Raw genomic sequence first — 17,084 nt, 5'->3', positions numbered from 1 at the left:
TTAGACGGCTAGACGATTAAACGAGGAGATAACGATGACGCTTACAATCCAGCCACGCGAAAAACAGATAGTTGCACTGAACATGCTGCGCGCGGCGTGGAAACAGTACGCCTCGTTCATGATGTACGCCCCGGTCGGGTTCGGCAAAACCGCAATCGCGGCGCTGATCGCCAGCGGGTTCATCAGCCGCAACATGCGCATAATGTTTGTGGCCCCGTATACCGTCCTGCTCGACCAGACCGCAACGCGTTTTATTGAGTACGGGTTGCCAGCCGAGGAAATCGGCTACATCTGGCGCGACCATCCGGCCTATGACCCGAGCCGCCTTATTCAAATCGCATCAGCCGATACACTGATCCGCCGTGACTTCCCCGACAACATCGATCTGCTGATCATCGACGAAGCCCACCTGAAGCGAAAAAAAATTCTGGAATTCATCGAATACCTGATGACCAATACTGATGTGAAGGTTGTCGGCCTGTCTGGTAGCCCGTTCGCCGCGTGGATTGGTACTTATTACCAAAAGCTGATTAAGCCCACGACGATGAAAGAGCTGATCGCTATCGGTGACCTGAGCAAATACGAATTTTACGCCCCATCTCACCCAGACCTAAGCGACGTTAAGACGTCAGAGCAGGCGGGCTATGGCCGCGACTACAACGAAACGCAATCTGCAGAGGTAATGAGCGACCCCACGCTAGTAGGCGACATCGTTAAGAACTGGCTGGAGAACGGGGAAGATCGCCCGACCATCTGTTTTTGCGTCAACGTGGCCCACGCAAATTACGTGACCGTTGAATTTAGCAAAGCGGGTGTAACCGTTGAAGTGATGACGGCGGCGACGCCACACGAAGACCGCCAGATGACGATCCGCCGCTTCGAGCAGGGCATCACGAAGATCATCATCAACGTCGGCGTGCTGGTGGCCGGTTTTGATAGCGATGTCCGCTGCATCATCTTCGCGCGTCCGACCAAATCGGAAATGCGTTGGATTCAGATTCTTGGCCGTGGCCTGCGACCTGCGCCTGGTAAAGATCACTGCCTCATCTTCGATCACACCGGCACCGTGCATAAGCTCGGCTATCCCGACGATATCGAATACGACTACCTGCCCGCCAGTTCTGACGGGATGGAGAAAACGCCCGCGCGCGTGGTTAAAACTGACCAGCCTGAGCGCCTGCCGAAAGAATGCACCCAATGCCACTACGTTAAGCCGGTGGGCGTCTACATCTGCCCGAAATGCGGCTTCAAGCCGATCGCTGGCGAGGACGTAGAAACCGATAAGTCACGCAGCCTAAAAAAAGTGAAGCAAGCCAAGGAGGTTGTCACCAAAGAAGTGAAACAAGCCTGGTGGAGTCAAATCATCTACTACCAACGCATGCGCGCCGCCCAGGGCAAACCGGTCAGTGACGGCTGGTGCTCGCATGTCTACCGCAAAAAATTCGGGGTATGGCCGCAAGGGCTGTATCACGCACCGATGGCCATCACACCAGTGGTGAGCAACTTCATCAAATCAACGCAGATCGCCTACGCAAAATCTAAGCAAAACGAAGGGAAAGCCGCATGAATACCAAACAGGCAGCTATCGGCCATTGGCCGAAAATATTCGAGTTTTACGGCCTCCCCCCGGTAACTGGGAAAAAACATTTTAAGGGTGAATGCCCGCTGTGTGGCCGCAAGGGCAAATATCGTTGCGACGACAAGAACGGCACCGGTTCTTACATCTGCGCATGCGGCGCGGGTGACGGTTGGGCGCTGCTGACCGGGGCAACCGGCAAGGACTTTAAAACGCTGGCGGCAGAGGTCGATAAGCTGATTGGCCGCGTCTACTCGCCGGAAGAGGGTTATCAAGCTGGTGGCCCTTCATCTGGCATAGCCTCGCAACGCCAGCGCGTGAGCTGCAAGTTTGCATCGCTGACCAGCCTGAAAGGCACCGGCGCAGACCGTTACCTGAAGCTGCGCGGCATCACCAGTCTGCCACAAGACAACGTGCGCTACTGCGACCGGCAACGCGCGGCGGGTGGCGAATACCAATCGATCTATGCGCTGGCAACGGACGATAAAGGCGAGCTGTGCTACCTGCACCGCACCCTGCTCGACGGGGACAAGAAAGCCACGGTAGCTGGTGCGCCGAAAAAGATGATGAAGCTACAAGAGGATAGCTATCTGGAGCACGCCAGCTCGGTCGCTATCCGTATGTTCCCGCCGTCCACCACGCTGGGCATCGCTGAGGGAATCGAAACCGCGCTGTCCTGCCATCAAATCACGCAATGCAACACCTGGGCGACGCTGAACACCACCTTCATGAAGAAGTTCCGCGTACCGCGTGGAGTGCAACGCCTGATCATCTTTGCCGACGCAGACAAGAACGCATCCGGCCACGCTGCGGCATTTGAGTGCGCCCGCGCCAATCTGCTGGCAAAGAACGATCTGCAACAAGTCTCAGTGCGCTGGCCGAAATCCGGCGACTTTAACGATCTGCTGCTTAACGGCTCAGAAGTCTACGAGTGGGTATTCCACCGCGAGGAAAACAATGAAAAAACCAACTAAGCCGAAGCAGTACAAGGCGAAAAAGTGCGCCCAATGCGGTGAAACGTTCACGCCGGTGAAGTACCTGCAAAAGGTCTGTGGCCCGCTCTGCGCTATCGCATACCAGCGTGACGCGCGTAAGCGTCTTGAGGAAAGGGAACGTAAGGACAAGCTGAAAATCCGCAAACTGTCAGTTAAGCCGCTGCGCTACTTCATCAACCAGGCGCAGACCGAATTTAACGCCTACATCCGCGAGCGCGACGCCGACGAGCCATGCATCAGCTGTGGGCGCTACCACACAGGCCAATATCACGCAGGGCATTACCGCACCGTCGGGAGTCATCCGGAGCTGCGCTTTGATGAAGATAACTGCCACAAGCAGTGCTCGGTCTGCAACAACTTCAAATCCGCGAACCTGAGCGAGTACCGCCCTAACCTGATAGCAAAAATCGGGCAGGCACGTTTTGACCGGTTAATGGGGCCACCGCCGAAAGTCGGCAAGCTGGGCCGCAGTGACTATGAGCGCATCCGCGACACGTATAAAGCCAAACGCAAAGCATTGAAGCAGGAGAAGGCAGCATGATGACCCCAAAACAGAAACGAGAAATCAAACACAACGCCTGGGCGACTGTTGCCGGTGTTCCTCGCAAGAAATACCTGGGTAAGTACCAGCGCCTGACCCGGCTGCAAACATTGTGGATCACCTCGCTGTTGAACGCCTGGGGAGATATGTACGGCGGCAACACCGACGGGAAGTTGAAGTGCAGCGGCGGCAGCGGTGTATGGGGGCAAATCATGCCTGAGCAGTGGGACGACGAAAGCGCGGCGCGAATTGTGAAGGTGCTGGGCGACCTGCGCAAACTTGGGTATCGCGGTGAGGAGCAGTTGAAGAAGGCGACCACAATTCTATGGCCGCACCGCTCGCTTGAGTCGATGCTGGTGGCTGCTGACGCTGGCGAGGAATGCGACTTCATGGAAAAAGCGGTGTTGGCGTCGATGACTCACGATAACCCGGTCTACATCATCGGCAAGCTGTTCTACACGGGCCGGAACAATACGGTCTCGGTGCTGGGGCGCTATATGCAAAATCATTACGCTCCCTGGCTGACACGCGATCAGGTGGATGACCGGGTGCGCTGGTGCATTGAAATATTCAATTCTGCGGTATTCGTCGCCGTTCGTGCGGCTATCTGCATCGAAAATGAAGAAAAATGCAAAAATATCTTGAAAATAGCCAAAGAAACTGCATAATACAGGTATGCTTTCGCGAAGCTGTACCATCAAGCGATGCAACAAAATGACCCGCCTTGAGCGGGTTTTTTTATGGAAAAATTAAAGCGAAGCCTCATCCAACATTAACCGGTGTCCCAACTGAGGGGGTGTGTCGGCAGCGGGGTAATGGGGCTTCGCCTTAATGTTTGTGAAGTGGGCGGCGGATAGGGTGAGGTAACACCCCGTCCGCCAGGTGCTCATGTCAATGGTCACAAGCGAACCTTTGCCCGTGCTGCGAACAGCAGGACGAGCGTATCAACTAAGGGCGCTTATGATTTCAGAAACACGTCTTATCAACGCTGACACAACAGCGTTTATCAAAACCCTGCCGGACAACTCCGTAGACCTGATAGCGACTGACCCGCCTTATTTCCGGGTTAAATCTTGCGATTGGGATAACCAGTGGAAGAACGAGGCCGAGTATCTCGCCTGGCTGGATGCGTTGCTGGTGGAATTCTGGCGGGTGCTGAAACCGAACGGTAGCCTTTACATGTTCTGCGGTAGCCGGTTGGCGTCCGATACTGAGCTGCTGGTGCGTCAACGTTTCGACGTGCTGAGCCATATCGTGTGGGCTAAACCCTCGGGGGCTTGGAAGCGACAGCACAAAGAAGGGCTACGGGCTTTCTTCCCATCGACTGAGCGGATCATTTTCGCCGGTCACTATGCCGGGCCTCTACAACCGAAGGTAGACGGCTTCGCCGCGAAGTGTGGAGAACTGAAGCAAAACGTCTTTAAACCGCTGATCGATTATTTCAGAACGGCCCGGCAATCCCTCGGCGTGTCAGCGAAGGAAATCAACGCGGCAACAAAAACGCAGATGTGCAGCCACTGGTTCTCTGAGAGCCAATGGCAGTTGCCAAGCGAAAAGCAGTATCAGGCGCTCCAGGCGTTATTTGACCGCATCGCAAAAGAGCGGCAGCAGGCTGGTGGATTGAATCGGCCCCATCATGAGCTGGTGCGAGAATACCGGACGCTGAACCGCGAATATTTGGAATTGTGCCAGGAATACCGATCGCTCCGCCGCCCTTTCACGGTAACGGCAGCGGTTCCCTACACTGACGTTTGGCACTATCCGCCGGTTGCCTTCTACCCTGGCAAGCACCCCTGTGAAAAGCCCGCCGAAATGATGGAGCACATCATCAGCGCCAGTAGCCGCCCCGGTGACGTGGTGGCCGACTTCTTCATGGGTTCTGGCTCAACCATCAAGGCAGCTATCAAGCTGGGCCGTATCGGTCTTGGTGTAGAGATGGAGTCTGAACGGTTCGAACAAACACAACGGGAGATATTCCCGGAAAACTGAACTGCCTCGGCATCTGCTGGGGCTTTTTGCATCTAACGCCCGGCATCGGCTGAGCTAACACAGGAGATAACTCATGTCCGAACCGGTAACCAGTACCGCCGCAGGGACTTACATGATTGGCGGTATCACTATTGCTGGGCTGGTGGCGGGAGCAGATACGGGCGTAATCATCGGTGCTTTCGCTGGTGCTGTGATTTATGTCCTGTCGGCAGCTGATCTTTCAATCTGGCATCGTCTGGCGTCGTTCCTGGCATCGTTCATGATTGGCACGCTGGCGGCTGGGTTCGTCACTGACGCCATCAACTACCTGACCCCGGATGCTATTCACGCTGAAAGGCCGCTGGGTGCTGTAGTTGCTGCTGCTGTGGCGGTTCGCATCTTCATGTACATCAGCAAGCAGTCGGAAAATCCGGGGCAGTGGTTTAAGCGGCTGCGGGGAGGTAGTGGTGATGGCCAGTGAAATTATCTTGATTGTGAATGCGGTGGCCTGCACGGCTATCGCGTTGCGTCTGATGACATTTCGCAGGGCTGGTGGCACTCATCGGCCATTAGCCGCATGGGCGGCTTATTTCCTCATTATCGCGGCGGCGTCCGTACCAATCCGCATCCTGACCGGTGAGTACGTTTGCGCAGATTGGTCGGAGACATTCATCAATATCGCGTTTTGCGTCACGGTGCTGGCGGCACGCGGCAATGTCATGCACCTGGCTAAACCTTTCTTGAGATAGACCTATGACACAAAACGACTTTCAACGGGCGGCAGGTATCAGCGCCGGGTTAGCTGCGCGCTGGTATCCGCATCTGCTCGTAACGTTTGCAGAATTCGGCATCAACAAGCCGTTAGAGCAGGCGATGTTTATCGCGCAAATCGGCCATGAGTCGAACGGCTTCACGGCCAAGGTCGAATCATTCAACTACAGCGTTGATGGCCTGATCGCTACATTCGGCCCTAAATCGAAAGCCAAGCGGTTGACTGACTATCAGTGCCGGATGTTGGGGCGTACAGCTCAGCAGCCAGCCAAGCAGGAAGCTATTGCCAATCTGGTCTACGGCGGACGAATGGGTAACAGCGCCAGCGGGGATGGTTGGAAGTATCGCGGACGCGGGCCTATGCAAACGACCGGCCTGAAAAACTACATGGCTTGCGGCCCGGCGCTGAAGCTTGACCTGGTTGGTCATCCAGAACTGCTGGAACAAGACCTGAACGGAATGCGTTCAGCTGGCTGGTACTGGAAAGTTAACGACTGTGGTCGCAACGTTGGTGATGTTGAGTTGACCACGCGGCGCATTAACGGCGGGACAAACGGCCTGCAAGACAGACGCGAACGCTTCGAGCGTGCTTGCAAGGTGCTGTTATGAGCTGGCGCTGGTGGTGGGATGTAATCATCAAAGCGTGGCCTCTGCTGGTGGCGCTGCTGGCCGCTGTGCTGGTGCTCTACACGCTTTCTCTGCGCGATGACCTGGATAAATCCAAAAGGGACAACGGCGCGCTGGTAGAAAAGCTGGACACCAAAGACGCGGCTCTGGTGGCGATGAAACAGGCTTCTGACGCTGACAGGCAAGCGAGCGCCGCGCAGTTGGAAAAAGAGCGGAAACTGAGAGGGAAGGCTGATGCAGAAAACAAAGCGTTGCGCGAGGCTCTGGACGCGAGCGGCTGTAGCAACAAGCCTCTGCCTGGTGCTGCTCTCAACATCCTGCGCGGACAGGCCAAAGCCGCAGAGCACGCAGATGATTTACGTCCTGCCGCCAGCGGTGCTGCTGCAACAGTGCGATGACGCGCCGTTCACCGGTACAACGTTCGGTGATGCAGTGACAGCGCTGCACGCCAAGCAAGGCGAAATGAAGGTATGCGCCTCACGCATGGAGGCGTTAATCAAGTGGGCGCAGAGCGCCGGGAGATAGCATGCCACCGAAAACACCTAAGGCATGTCGCAAGCGCGGATGCCGAAACACCACGACAGATCGCAGCGGATATTGCAGCGAGCATCAAGGGGAAGGATGGCGCAACTACAAACCCGGACAGAGCAGGCATCAGCGCGGATATGGGAGCAAGTGGGAGCATCTCCGGCTGCGCATTCTGAAGCGTGATAAAGGCTTGTGCCAAGAATGTTTGAGAAGAGGCGTCATAACAGAAGCAACATGCGTTGACCACATAGTGCCTACAGCGCACGGTGGCCGCGATAGCGACGACAACCTCCAAAGCCTATGCACCCCATGTCATGAGGCAAAGACGGCGCGTGAGCGCCTCTCAGGGCGGTAGGGGGAGGTAAAATCTCTACAACCTTTCATCTTCCGTACTGCCCGCCCCGTCAAATTTTTACGCGCCCAAAATAAGGAATTTTTTTCCGGAAGGTTTGACCTATTAATCAGGGGGTTTTATGTCAGCAGTTGTGCGTTCTTCCGGTGCCGGACGTAAACCCAATTTACCCGTCGGCAGGAAGAGCAAATTAACAAGGATTGCGCCACCGTCAGAGCTGATGGGGGATATCGCAATTCGTCTCTGGAAAACGCAGAGCAAGATTTTAATTGAGCGCGGAGTCTTTGAGCTGGAGGACGCGCCGATCCTTTTAGCGTACTGCAATGCGTTTCATTTGATGGTTGAGGCTGAAAACGTTATTGCGAAAGACGGCCTGACAGTATCAAGCGAAATGGGCGGTGAGAAAAAACACCCCGCTGTTAATGTGAGAAACGACTCTGTTTCGCAAATCGCCCGTCTGGGTTCACTCCTTGGGTTAGACCCGCTAAGCCGTATTCGAATGACGAGCGGCAAAAACGACCCGGACGATGAAGGGAACGAATTTGATGAGTTTGATTGATGGCTACATATCCGAACGTCAATGCAGCGAACCAATATGCGCGGGACGTTGTTGGCGGGAAGATTCTGGCTTGTCAGTTAACCATCCTCGCTTGCCAGCGACACCTTGATGACCTGGAGCGCGCTAAAGATCAGCGGTGGCCTTACCGCTTCGACAAAAACAAGGCCGAACGATTTCTCCGGTTCTCGCAAAAAATGCCTCACACCAGTGGTGAGTGGGCGCGTCGGAAACTGCGTATTGAGTTTGAACCGTGGCAAAAGTTCGCGTTAGGTGTGCCATTTGGCTGGGTACGCAAAGACAACGGCTTTCGTCGATTCACTGAAATCTATATCGAGGTTCCTCGAAAGAACGGTAAGTCCGCAATTGCCGCAGCGGTCGGTAATTACATGTTCTGTGCTGATGGTGAGTACGCAGCGGAAGTTTACTGCGGCGCGACAACAGAAAAGCAGGCATGGAAAGTGTTTGCTCCCGCGCTGGCAATGGTAAAAAAACTACCGGCGATGCGGAATAAATTCAGTATCAAGCCTTGGGCAAAAAAGATGACGCGCCCGGACGGTTCAATTTTCGTCCCTGTTATTGGCGACCCCGGCGATGGTGACTCCCCATCATGTGCGATCATTGATGAATATCATGAGCATGATACTGATGCGCTGTACACGACAATGACAACCGGTATGGGCGCACGTGAACAGCCCATGACATTAATCATTACGACTGCCGGTTTTGATATATCGTCCCCATGTTACGAAAAACGGGCGCAGGTTGTTGAAATTCTCAAGCGTATAAGAGAAGGCGGAGAGAATGAGTCCATATTCGGTATTATTTATACGATTGATGATGACGATGACTGGACAAAGCCAGAAGCTTTAATAAAGGCCAATCCTAATTATGGCGTTTCACTAAAAGAAGGGTATTTAAAAAGCAAGCAATTACTTGCTATGTCTACGCCAAGTCAGACAAACAAAATACTTACAAAGCACTTTAATAAGTGGGTGAGTTCTAAAACTGCTTATTACAATCTGCAAAAATGGATGGGTGCGGCAGATAAAAGTCTCAAGCTATCTGACTTCTCTGATGATGAATGCTATTTGGGGATTGACCTTGCATCCAAACTTGACCTTAACGCCGTAGTTCCTGTTTTCCGCCGCGATATTAACGGTGTGAGCCATTATTACTGTGTCAGCCCTATGTTCTGGGTTCCAGAAGATACGGTGTACTCCACAGACCCAGCGTTAAAGAATGTGGCGGAGCGTTATCAATCGTTTGTAAATCAGAACGTGTTGATCCCTACAGACGGTGCTGAGGTAGATTATCGCGTCATTTTTGAGACTATTTTGAAGTTGCGGGAAACCGTGAAAATAGCGACATGTCCGATTGACCCCTATGGCGCAACCAGCCTTTCTCACATGTTGGCTGATGAAGGTTTGGAGCCAATTACAATTACGCAAAACTTCACGAACATGAGTGACCCTATGCGTGAAATCGAGGCTGCATTAGCTTCCGGGCGATTCCATCATGATGGAAATCCGCTGATGACGTGGTGCATTTCAAACGTCGTGGGTAAAAACCCACCTGGCAGTGATGACATTGTTCGACCTATTAAAGAAGGGGATGGCAACAAAATAGATGGTGCTGTTTCTCTGATGATGGGATTAGGACGTGCATTGCTGAATGAGCCGCGTGATTTCCTCTCGACTCTCGATCCGGACGAAGACCTGGTATTCCTATGAAAACACTGATTATCGATGCTATCGGGCTGACTGGCCTCGGCCTGCTGGTGGGCGGGATTTACCTGCAATTTGGCACGGCAACCGCTTTACAGTCTGCCGGAGCTGCTCTGTTGGTATTTGCGCTTATCGCCGCCAGGAGGGGGAAAACGTGATACTTGACGCGCTATTCCGTAATGAACCGCTGGAGAATCCGGCAAACCCGATCACCGCAGAAATGGCCGAAACTGACGGTATTTTCAACTCTGATGTATATGTCAGCCCTGAAACGGCAATGAAGTTGGCGGCGGTTTATTCCTGCATTTATGTGCTGGCCTCAAACGTTGCGCAGATGCCGCTTCACGTTATGCGAAAGGATGGAAATACCGTTACACCCGCTCGCGACCATCCTGTTTTCTATTTGGTTCACGACGAGCCAAACGACTGGCAGACCAGTTACAAATGGCGCGAATTGAAGCAACGCCATGTTTTAGGCTGGGGTAACGGTTATACCCGTGTGCATCGTTCCCGGCGTGGTGAGGTAACTGAGCTGGAAGCCTGTATGCCGTGGGAAACCACGTTGTTAAAAACCGGAGGGCGCTACACATACGGCCTTTACAACGAGGAGGGGAGTTTTGCCGTCAGCCCCGACGACATGATCCACATTCGCGCATTGGGTAATAACCAGAAGATGGGCCTTAGCCCAATTATGCAGCATGCCGAAACGATTGGTATGGGGATGAGCGGGCAGAAGTACACCAGTTCATTTTTCAGTGGCAACGCCAGACCTGCGGGTATCGTTTCGGTTAAGGGTGAGATAAGGGATGAAGGGTGGAAGCGGTTAAAGGCTGTTTGGCAGAAAGCGGCGCAGGCTTTACGAAGCCAGGAAAACAAAACGCTTTTACTCCCTGCTGAATTGGACTATCAGGCGCTTACCGTGTCGCCGGTCGATGCTCAGCTTATCGACATGATGAAGCTGAACCGATCGATGATAGCCGGAATATTCAACGTGCCAGCGCACATGATTAACGACCTCGAAAAAGCCACCTTCAGCAATATCACCTCTCAAGCCATTCAGTTTGTCCGTTACACGATCATGCCGTGGGTGGCTAACTGGGAGCAGGAGCTGAACCGACGCCTGTTTACCCGTGGGGAGCGGACGGCAGGCTTTTATGTGCGGTTTAACCTGGCTGGGTTGATGCGAGGCACACCGCAGGAGCGCGCGCAGTTCTACCACTACGCGATCACCGATGGCTGGATGAGCCGAAATGAGGCTCGAGCTTTCGAGGATATGAACCCGGTTGATGGGTTGGATGAAATGCTGGTCAGTGTTAACGCGGCAAATCCTACGAAATTCAAACTCAACGATGACACCAAAGAGGACAAGACCGATGAGTGACAGAGAAATGCGCTGTTACACCGGCGAGGTGCGCGCTGAACAGCAGGAAGACCAGCCGACGCGGATTATCGGTTATGGCTCTGTGTTCAACATTCGCTCCGAACCACTCTGGGGCTTTCGCGAAATCATTAAGCCTGGCTCATTTGACGACGTGCTGAATGATGATGTTCGCGGGTTGTTTAACCATGACCCCAATTTCATTTTAGGCCGCAGTACATCGGGAACGCTAAAAGTTTCCGTGGATGCACGTGGATTGCACTACGACATCGACGCACCGGACACACAGACCATTCGTGATTTGGTGTTGGCGCCGATGAAACGCGGTGACATTAATCAATCTTCCTTCGCGTTCAAAGTCGCTCGTGATGGCGATCACTGGTACGAGGATGAGGAAGGAGTCGTTATCCGCGAAATCCACAAATTCTCCCGGCTGTATGACGTCAGCCCTGTGACGTACCCGGCCTATCAGGCGGCTGATTCTGCCGTCCGCTCTATGGAAGCATGGCAGGAGGCGCGCAAAAGCGGCGCGATCACCAACGCCGTAAATCAACGAATGGCGCGCGAGCGCCTGCTGACTCTGCTCAACGCGTAAGGAAAAACTATGTCTGCAACTAAATTGCACGAACTGAAGCAAAAACGTAACACCATCGCCACCGACATGCGCGCACTGCATGACAAAATTGGCGAAAACGTCTGGACTGACGAACAACGCACCGAATGGAAAAATGCTCAAAGTGAGCTGCAATCCATCGACGAACGGATCGAACGGGAAGAATCTCTTCGCTCAATGGATCAGTCATTCGTTGAGGGCCGGGAAGAAGAAGAGCGCAAGAAGCAGAAGAAAGGCCCGGATGGCCAAGACCCGGACAAGCGCGCACAAGTATTCGACCGTTGGATGCGCCACGGCCAGGGAGAACTGAGCGCGGAAGAGCGCCAAGTGTTGCGTGAGCTGCGCGCGCAGGGTACATCACCGGACGATAAAGGCGGTTTTACAGTGCCGACCCAATTCCTCAACAGGGTGGTTGAATCCATGAAAGCCTACGGCGGTATCGCCAGTGTGGCTCAAATCCTCAACACGTCTACCGGCCAGGATATCGCCTGGGCTACAGCGGATGGCACCACGGAAGAAGGTGAGCTGTTGGGCGAAAACAAAGAGGCTTCTGAAGAGGACACCGAATTTGGCGGTGCTACTTTGGGGGCTAAAAAGCTGTCGTCCAAAATCATCCGCGTATCAAACGAACTGCTGCAGGACAGCGGTATTGATATGGAAGCCTATCTCGCCAGCCGTATCGCTCAGCGTATCGGCCGCGGTGAAGCGCGTTATCTGGTCAAAGGCACTGGCACAGGTTCACCGCTGCAACCTAAAGGGCTTGAGGCTTCAGTTACCGGCACGGTAAACGCCGCCGCCGCTGACAAGTTCACCTGGAAAGAGATGAACTCGCTGAAACACAGTATCGATCCGGCGTATCGCAATGGCCCTAAATTCCGCTGGGCGTTCAACGATGCAACATTGAAGCTGGTGGAAGAGATGGAGGATGGCCAGGGGCGTCCGTTGTGGTTGCCGTCCATTATCGGCGGCGCACCGGCGACTGTTCTGCAGGTACCTTACGTTATCGATCAGGCCATCGCCGATGTTGGCGCGGGCAAAAAGTTCATCTTCTGTGGTGACTTTGACCGTTTCATCCTGCGCCGGGTTACTTATATGGTGCTGAAGCGCCTGACAGAGCGTTATGCCGAATTTGACCAGACCGGTTTCCTGGCGTTCCACCGCTTTGACTGCGTTCTGGAAGATACGGCAGCGATCAAGGCGCTGGTCGGCAAACCAGCCGCTGGCGGTTAATCAAAACCCGGAAAAACGTTTACCGCTTCGGCGGTTTTTTTATGCCCGCAATCCAGCGCAGGGTTGCGGGCATGGGGAGGTTTAATGCTTTTGAAACTGGAAGAAATTAAGCAGCAATGTCGCATTGACAGTGACATGGATGATGAAGACGAATTTCTGAAGCTTCTCGGCGCAGCAGTACAAAAACGAACAGAAACCCGGATTAACAGAACCCTCTATGCTGAGTCGGTGCCTGAGTCTGATCCTGATGGGCTGGTGCTGCCCGCCGACATCAAGATGGGAATGTTAATGCTTTGCTCCCATTTTTATGAGAATCGCTCTGCGGTGACGGATTTTGAGCAGACAGAGGTACCGCTCAGTTATCACTGGCTGGTTGATCCTTATCGGTTTATCCCACTATGAAACGTCGATTTGTAGAAAGCAGTGGCACATACAGGATGCCGCAGGCGGGGGAGCTAAGGGAGCGAGTAAAGTTTCGCACTCGGAAGGATGCACCGGTTAGCGATTACGGTGTTGAGCCTGAATATGATCACCTGTTCACGACCTGGGCGAAAATAAACCAGGTCAGCGCTGCGACCTACCATGAAGGTGCGCAGGCCGGTGAGATTGTCACGCATCGGATCATTATTCGATATCGTCCTGCTGGCGTTTCCTCTGATGCGGAAATTACGCATAACGAAACGGTTTACCGCATAAGGCGTATTACGGATATGAACTCAGCGCGGCGCTTCCTGATGTTGGAGTGTGAAGAGCTGGGGGAGGTTACGCATGGCGAAATCAACCACTGGCAATAAGTCGGCCTTTCACGTCGATTTTGAACAGCCGGAAGAACTGGTATTTAACCGCGCTAGGCTCCGCCGCGCCTTTGTAAAAATTGGCCAGGTTCACATGCGCGACGCGCGCCGGTTGGTTGCAAAGCGGCAGCGGTCATCCCCTGGTGAAGCGCCAGGCTTTCGTAGTGGCAAGTTGTCCCGATCAATCGGCTATACGGTTCCTCGGGCATCAAAACGCCGCCCAGGGTTTATGGTGAAAATCGCCCCTAACCAAAAAAACGGACAAGGGAACCGCCCGATTAACGGGGCGTTTTATCCTGCGTTCCTGTTCTATGGTGTGCGCCGTGGTGCCAAGCGTAAGAAAAGACATCACCGGGGGGCGTCAGGCGGCAGCGGTTGGAAAATTGCTCCGCGCCAAAACTTCATGGTGCAGGCGTTGGAGAACCGCAGAGCGTGGACGAGGTATTACCTCAGCCGTGAGTTGAGAAAATCATTACGGCCACAGCGGAGAAAGAAATGAAGCTGACCAAAGTTATCGGTGCTCTTCGTCGGCGGGTGGCCCTGTTTGAAGGGCGTGTTGCTGGCGCGGCAGAGTTTAAAAACCTGCCTGATGTGGGCAAGTTGGCGATGCCTGCGGCCTACGTCATCCCTAATGAAGATACTACTGGCGATCAGAAGTCGCAGACGGATTACTGGCAAGACCTCACAGAAGGATTCTCTGTCGTGGTTGTTCTCAGCAATCTCCGTGATGAACGTGGTCAGGCGGCAGGGTATGACGCCGTGCATGATATCCGGGCGATGTTGTGGCGTGCTTTGCTTGGGTGGAGTCCTGAAAGCGATAAAAACATTATTCAGTACGCGGGTGGCGAGCTGATAGAAATGGACAGGGCGCGGCTTTATTACCGTTATGACTTCACGATCCCTTACGAAATTACAGAGGAAGATACGGCAATTTCCGAAGCCTATCAGGACATGGATGATTTTAAGACCGTCTCATTGGACGTGGATTATCTTGATCCCGGTAAAGGGCCAGATGGCCGTATTGAGCATCACATAGAAATTAACCTTCAAGAGTAAAAAAACATGCATGTGAAACCCGTAAAAGGGCGGTCTGTTCCAGACCCTGCCCGAGGCGACCTATTGCCTGTATCTGGCCGAAATGTGGAGGAAAGCCAGTACTGGTTACGCCGTTTGGCGGTCGGTGATATTGAGCCGGTTACCCAAGGTAAAGAGGTAGCCAAAGCAAACCCAAAAGCAGATGAAGGCGGTGATAATGGTCAGCTTTAACTCTACCCCATCGGATGTTCTCGTCCCGTTGTTTTATGCCGAGATGGACAATAGCGCGGCCAATACGGCACAAACCAAAGGCCCTGCGCTGTTGTTCGGTCATGCCCTTACCGGTTCCAGCATCAAACCAAACACCTTAACGCCTATGTCATCAGGCGACCTTGCCGGATCATTGGCAGGGCGTGGCAGTCAGTTGGCAAGAATGGTTGCGGCGTACCGCAAAGTTGATCCCTTTGGTGAGTTGTGGGCGATTGCAGTACCTGAGCCAGCAGGCTCGGCGGCAAAAGGCTCATTAACGATCACGGGGACGGCAACGGCATCCGGCACAGTTTCTTTGTATATCGGCAGTGTGCAGGTGCAGGCCGCTGTGACAAACGGCGATGACGCGGCAGCGGTGGCAGCGTCGATCACTGCGGCAATCAACGCCAATACGGCGCTGCCGGTTACGGCTGCGGCTACGGCAGGGGTGATTACTATCACTGCTCGCCACAAGGGGCTGTGTGGCAATGATATCCCTCTGGCGCTGAATTATCGTGAATCCGCTGGTGGGGAAACATTACCGGCAGGGATTACCGCAGCGCTGGTGGCAATGGCAAGTGGCACAGGCTCGCCTGATTTGTCTGGTTCAATTGCAGCTATGGGCGATGAGTTGGCTGATTTTATTGGCCTGCCATTCAACGATGCGGCGTCGCTGGCTGCAATGGCTATGGAGATGAACGATAGCTCCGGCCGCTGGAGCTATGCACGCCAGCTTTATGGTCATGTGTATTCGGTTAAGTTCGGTGATCTCAGTTCGCTGGTTACGTTTGGCGGCACGATGAACAACCAGCACATTACCGTGACCGGTCACGAAACAACAAGCCAAACGGCGGCGGATGAACTCACCGCGCTCCATACTGCGCGAAATGCGGTGTTCATCCGCATTGATCCAGCCCGACCAACGCAAACCGGGGAGTTGAACGGCGCATTGCCACCGAAAAGCGGCAAGCGCTTTATCCTGCCAGAACAGCAATCACTGTTAAGTCATGGGATTGCCACGGCTTACACCGAAGGCGGCGTGTTACGCGTCCAGCGCGCAATCACGACCTACCAGAAGAACGCTTACGGGGTGAAGGACAACAGCTACCTGGACAGCGAAACACTGCATACCAGCGCCTATGTTCTGCGCCGCCTGAAGTCGGTTATTACGTCGAAGTACGGGCGTCACAAGTTGGCCAACGACGGCACCCGATTCGGGCCAGGGCAGGCCATCGTTACACCTGCGGTTATTCGCGGTGAGTTGTGCGCGACTTATCGCCAGATGGTGCGGGAAGGCATTGTCGAGAATGCAGAGCTGTTCGAGAAATATTTAATCGTTGAGCGTAACGCCAACGATCCGAACCGCCTGGACGTTCTGTTCCCGCCTGATTATGTCAACCAATTGCGGGTATTCGCGCTGCTTAACCAGTTCCGCCTGCAGTACAACGAGGAGGCCGCGTAATGGGCAAGATCGCAGGTACCACGTATTTCAAAATTGACGGCCAACAGTTGTCTATTACCGGCGGCATCGAAGTACCCATGAACACCAAGGTACGCGATGACGTGGTGGGCCTGGATGGCTCCGTCGATTTCAAAGAAACGCACCGCGCGCCGTACACGAAAGTGACTGCCAAAGTGCCGAAGGGTTTCCCTATCAGCAAAATCGTTGAGGCAACAGCCATGACGATCACATCGGAGCTGGCGAACGGCATGGTTTATGTGCTGGCAAGTGCCTGGCTTCATGGCGAAGCAAACCACAACCCGGAAGAAGGCACCGTCGATCTGGAATTTCACGGTGAAGAAGGATTCTATCAATGAAAGAACTTGTACTTTCCAAACCCATTATGGCGCATAACGAAAAGTTGCATGTGCTGGAGATTCAAGAGCCAGACTTTGATCAAATCGAAGCGTGCGGCATTCCCTTTTCCTATACCGACAAAGGTGAAATGCGGTTGGATACTCGGTCAGCACTTGCGTACATTCCGGTTCTGGCGGGTATTCCGCGATCGTCTGCTCAGCAGATGGCCCCCAAAGATATCCTCATGGCCACGATGACCATCATCAGTTTTTTTACGGACTCGGGAACTCTCCCGAACTCCGAAGGCGACTCTACAATACCGCCCACTTCTGGAAACTGAATCCGC

Annotated in this window: 24 protein-coding genes; all 24 read left to right on the top strand. The window is 53.8% G+C overall.

The window, feature by feature from the left end:
- The first annotated feature begins 34 nt into the window (after positions 1-34).
- Positions 35-1,567, top strand: a complete 1,533-nt coding sequence (locus tag V8N38_RS16895) for a DEAD/DEAH box helicase (protein WP_149506024.1) — start codon at positions 35-37, stop codon at positions 1,565-1,567.
- Positions 1,564-2,550, top strand: coding sequence for a toprim domain-containing protein (locus V8N38_RS16890; RefSeq protein ID WP_033655077.1), 987 nt, complete (start codon positions 1,564-1,566; stop codon positions 2,548-2,550). The genes V8N38_RS16895 and V8N38_RS16890 overlap by 4 nt, the downstream gene beginning before the upstream one ends.
- On the top strand, positions 2,534-3,112 hold the full coding sequence (locus V8N38_RS16885) for a recombination protein NinG (RefSeq protein ID WP_149506025.1): 579 nt from the start codon (positions 2,534-2,536) through the stop codon (positions 3,110-3,112). Before V8N38_RS16890 ends, V8N38_RS16885 begins: the two co-directional genes overlap by 17 nt.
- Positions 3,109-3,780, top strand: a complete 672-nt coding sequence (locus V8N38_RS16880; RefSeq protein ID WP_149506026.1) for a hypothetical protein — start codon at positions 3,109-3,111, stop codon at positions 3,778-3,780. Before V8N38_RS16885 ends, V8N38_RS16880 begins: the two co-directional genes overlap by 4 nt.
- Before the next feature lie 292 nt (positions 3,781-4,072).
- Positions 4,073-5,101 (top strand): DNA-methyltransferase, encoded by a 1,029-nt coding sequence (locus V8N38_RS16875; RefSeq protein WP_149506027.1) that lies wholly within the window; start codon positions 4,073-4,075, stop codon positions 5,099-5,101.
- 73 nt (positions 5,102-5,174) lie between these two features.
- Positions 5,175-5,561: a putative holin gene (locus V8N38_RS16870; protein ID WP_033655082.1), complete on the top strand. Its 387-nt coding sequence runs from the start codon at positions 5,175-5,177 to the stop codon at positions 5,559-5,561.
- Complete coding sequence (locus tag V8N38_RS16865; protein WP_033655083.1) at positions 5,551-5,829, top strand: phage holin family protein; 279 nt, start codon at positions 5,551-5,553, stop codon at positions 5,827-5,829. The genes V8N38_RS16870 and V8N38_RS16865 overlap by 11 nt, the downstream gene beginning before the upstream one ends.
- 4 nt (positions 5,830-5,833) lie before the next feature.
- Complete coding sequence (locus V8N38_RS16860) at positions 5,834-6,460, top strand: glycoside hydrolase family 19 protein (RefSeq protein WP_149506028.1); 627 nt, start codon at positions 5,834-5,836, stop codon at positions 6,458-6,460.
- Positions 6,457-6,876, top strand: coding sequence for a DUF2570 domain-containing protein (locus V8N38_RS16855; RefSeq protein WP_046687489.1), 420 nt, complete (start codon positions 6,457-6,459; stop codon positions 6,874-6,876). The genes V8N38_RS16860 and V8N38_RS16855 overlap by 4 nt, the downstream gene beginning before the upstream one ends.
- Before the next feature lie 128 nt (positions 6,877-7,004).
- Complete coding sequence (locus V8N38_RS16850; RefSeq protein ID WP_046687488.1) at positions 7,005-7,361, top strand: HNH endonuclease; 357 nt, start codon at positions 7,005-7,007, stop codon at positions 7,359-7,361.
- Between the two features lie 118 nt (positions 7,362-7,479).
- Positions 7,480-7,917: a phage terminase small subunit P27 family gene (locus V8N38_RS16845; protein WP_046687487.1), complete on the top strand. Its 438-nt coding sequence runs from the start codon at positions 7,480-7,482 to the stop codon at positions 7,915-7,917.
- Complete coding sequence (locus V8N38_RS16840; RefSeq protein ID WP_108681522.1) at positions 7,917-9,647, top strand: terminase large subunit; 1,731 nt, start codon at positions 7,917-7,919, stop codon at positions 9,645-9,647. The genes V8N38_RS16845 and V8N38_RS16840 overlap by 1 nt, the downstream gene beginning before the upstream one ends.
- A complete protein-coding gene (locus V8N38_RS16835) occupies positions 9,644-9,799 on the top strand; it encodes a hypothetical protein (protein WP_046687485.1) in 156 nt (51 codons plus the stop codon). Before V8N38_RS16840 ends, V8N38_RS16835 begins: the two co-directional genes overlap by 4 nt.
- Complete coding sequence (locus V8N38_RS16830) at positions 9,796-11,022, top strand: phage portal protein (RefSeq protein ID WP_149506029.1); 1,227 nt, start codon at positions 9,796-9,798, stop codon at positions 11,020-11,022. Before V8N38_RS16835 ends, V8N38_RS16830 begins: the two co-directional genes overlap by 4 nt.
- Positions 11,015-11,614: an HK97 family phage prohead protease gene (locus V8N38_RS16825; protein WP_108681520.1), complete on the top strand. Its 600-nt coding sequence runs from the start codon at positions 11,015-11,017 to the stop codon at positions 11,612-11,614. The genes V8N38_RS16830 and V8N38_RS16825 overlap by 8 nt, the downstream gene beginning before the upstream one ends.
- A gap of 9 nt (positions 11,615-11,623) precedes the next feature.
- Complete coding sequence (locus tag V8N38_RS16820) at positions 11,624-12,862, top strand: phage major capsid protein (protein ID WP_149506030.1); 1,239 nt, start codon at positions 11,624-11,626, stop codon at positions 12,860-12,862.
- 84 nt (positions 12,863-12,946) lie between these two features.
- Complete coding sequence (locus V8N38_RS16815) at positions 12,947-13,264, top strand: head-tail connector protein (RefSeq protein WP_063990577.1); 318 nt, start codon at positions 12,947-12,949, stop codon at positions 13,262-13,264.
- Entirely contained in the window at positions 13,261-13,656 is a 396-nt protein-coding gene (locus V8N38_RS16810) for a phage head closure protein (RefSeq protein ID WP_171454583.1), read from the top strand. The genes V8N38_RS16815 and V8N38_RS16810 overlap by 4 nt, the downstream gene beginning before the upstream one ends.
- On the top strand, positions 13,631-14,155 hold the full coding sequence (locus V8N38_RS16805; RefSeq protein ID WP_072055839.1) for a hypothetical protein: 525 nt from the start codon (positions 13,631-13,633) through the stop codon (positions 14,153-14,155). The genes V8N38_RS16810 and V8N38_RS16805 overlap by 26 nt, the downstream gene beginning before the upstream one ends.
- On the top strand, positions 14,152-14,712 hold the full coding sequence (locus V8N38_RS16800) for a hypothetical protein (RefSeq protein WP_108681514.1): 561 nt from the start codon (positions 14,152-14,154) through the stop codon (positions 14,710-14,712). Before V8N38_RS16805 ends, V8N38_RS16800 begins: the two co-directional genes overlap by 4 nt.
- Positions 14,713-14,718: 6 nt before the next feature.
- Entirely contained in the window at positions 14,719-14,922 is a 204-nt protein-coding gene (locus V8N38_RS16795; RefSeq protein WP_108681512.1) for a DUF2635 domain-containing protein, read from the top strand.
- Positions 14,906-16,402, top strand: coding sequence for a phage tail sheath subtilisin-like domain-containing protein (locus V8N38_RS16790; protein WP_108682329.1), 1,497 nt, complete (start codon positions 14,906-14,908; stop codon positions 16,400-16,402). The genes V8N38_RS16795 and V8N38_RS16790 overlap by 17 nt, the downstream gene beginning before the upstream one ends.
- Complete coding sequence (locus tag V8N38_RS16785) at positions 16,402-16,758, top strand: phage tail tube protein (protein WP_063990574.1); 357 nt, start codon at positions 16,402-16,404, stop codon at positions 16,756-16,758. The genes V8N38_RS16790 and V8N38_RS16785 overlap by 1 nt, the downstream gene beginning before the upstream one ends.
- A complete protein-coding gene (locus V8N38_RS16780; RefSeq protein ID WP_108681510.1) occupies positions 16,755-17,078 on the top strand; it encodes a phage tail assembly protein in 324 nt (107 codons plus the stop codon). The genes V8N38_RS16785 and V8N38_RS16780 overlap by 4 nt, the downstream gene beginning before the upstream one ends.
- Positions 17,079-17,084: the final 6 nt, after the last annotated feature.

This window comes from Serratia nevei (genome assembly GCF_037948395.1).
Lineage (GTDB): Bacteria > Pseudomonadota > Gammaproteobacteria > Enterobacterales > Enterobacteriaceae > Serratia > Serratia nevei.
This window is presented reverse-complemented; position numbering and strand designations above follow the sequence as displayed.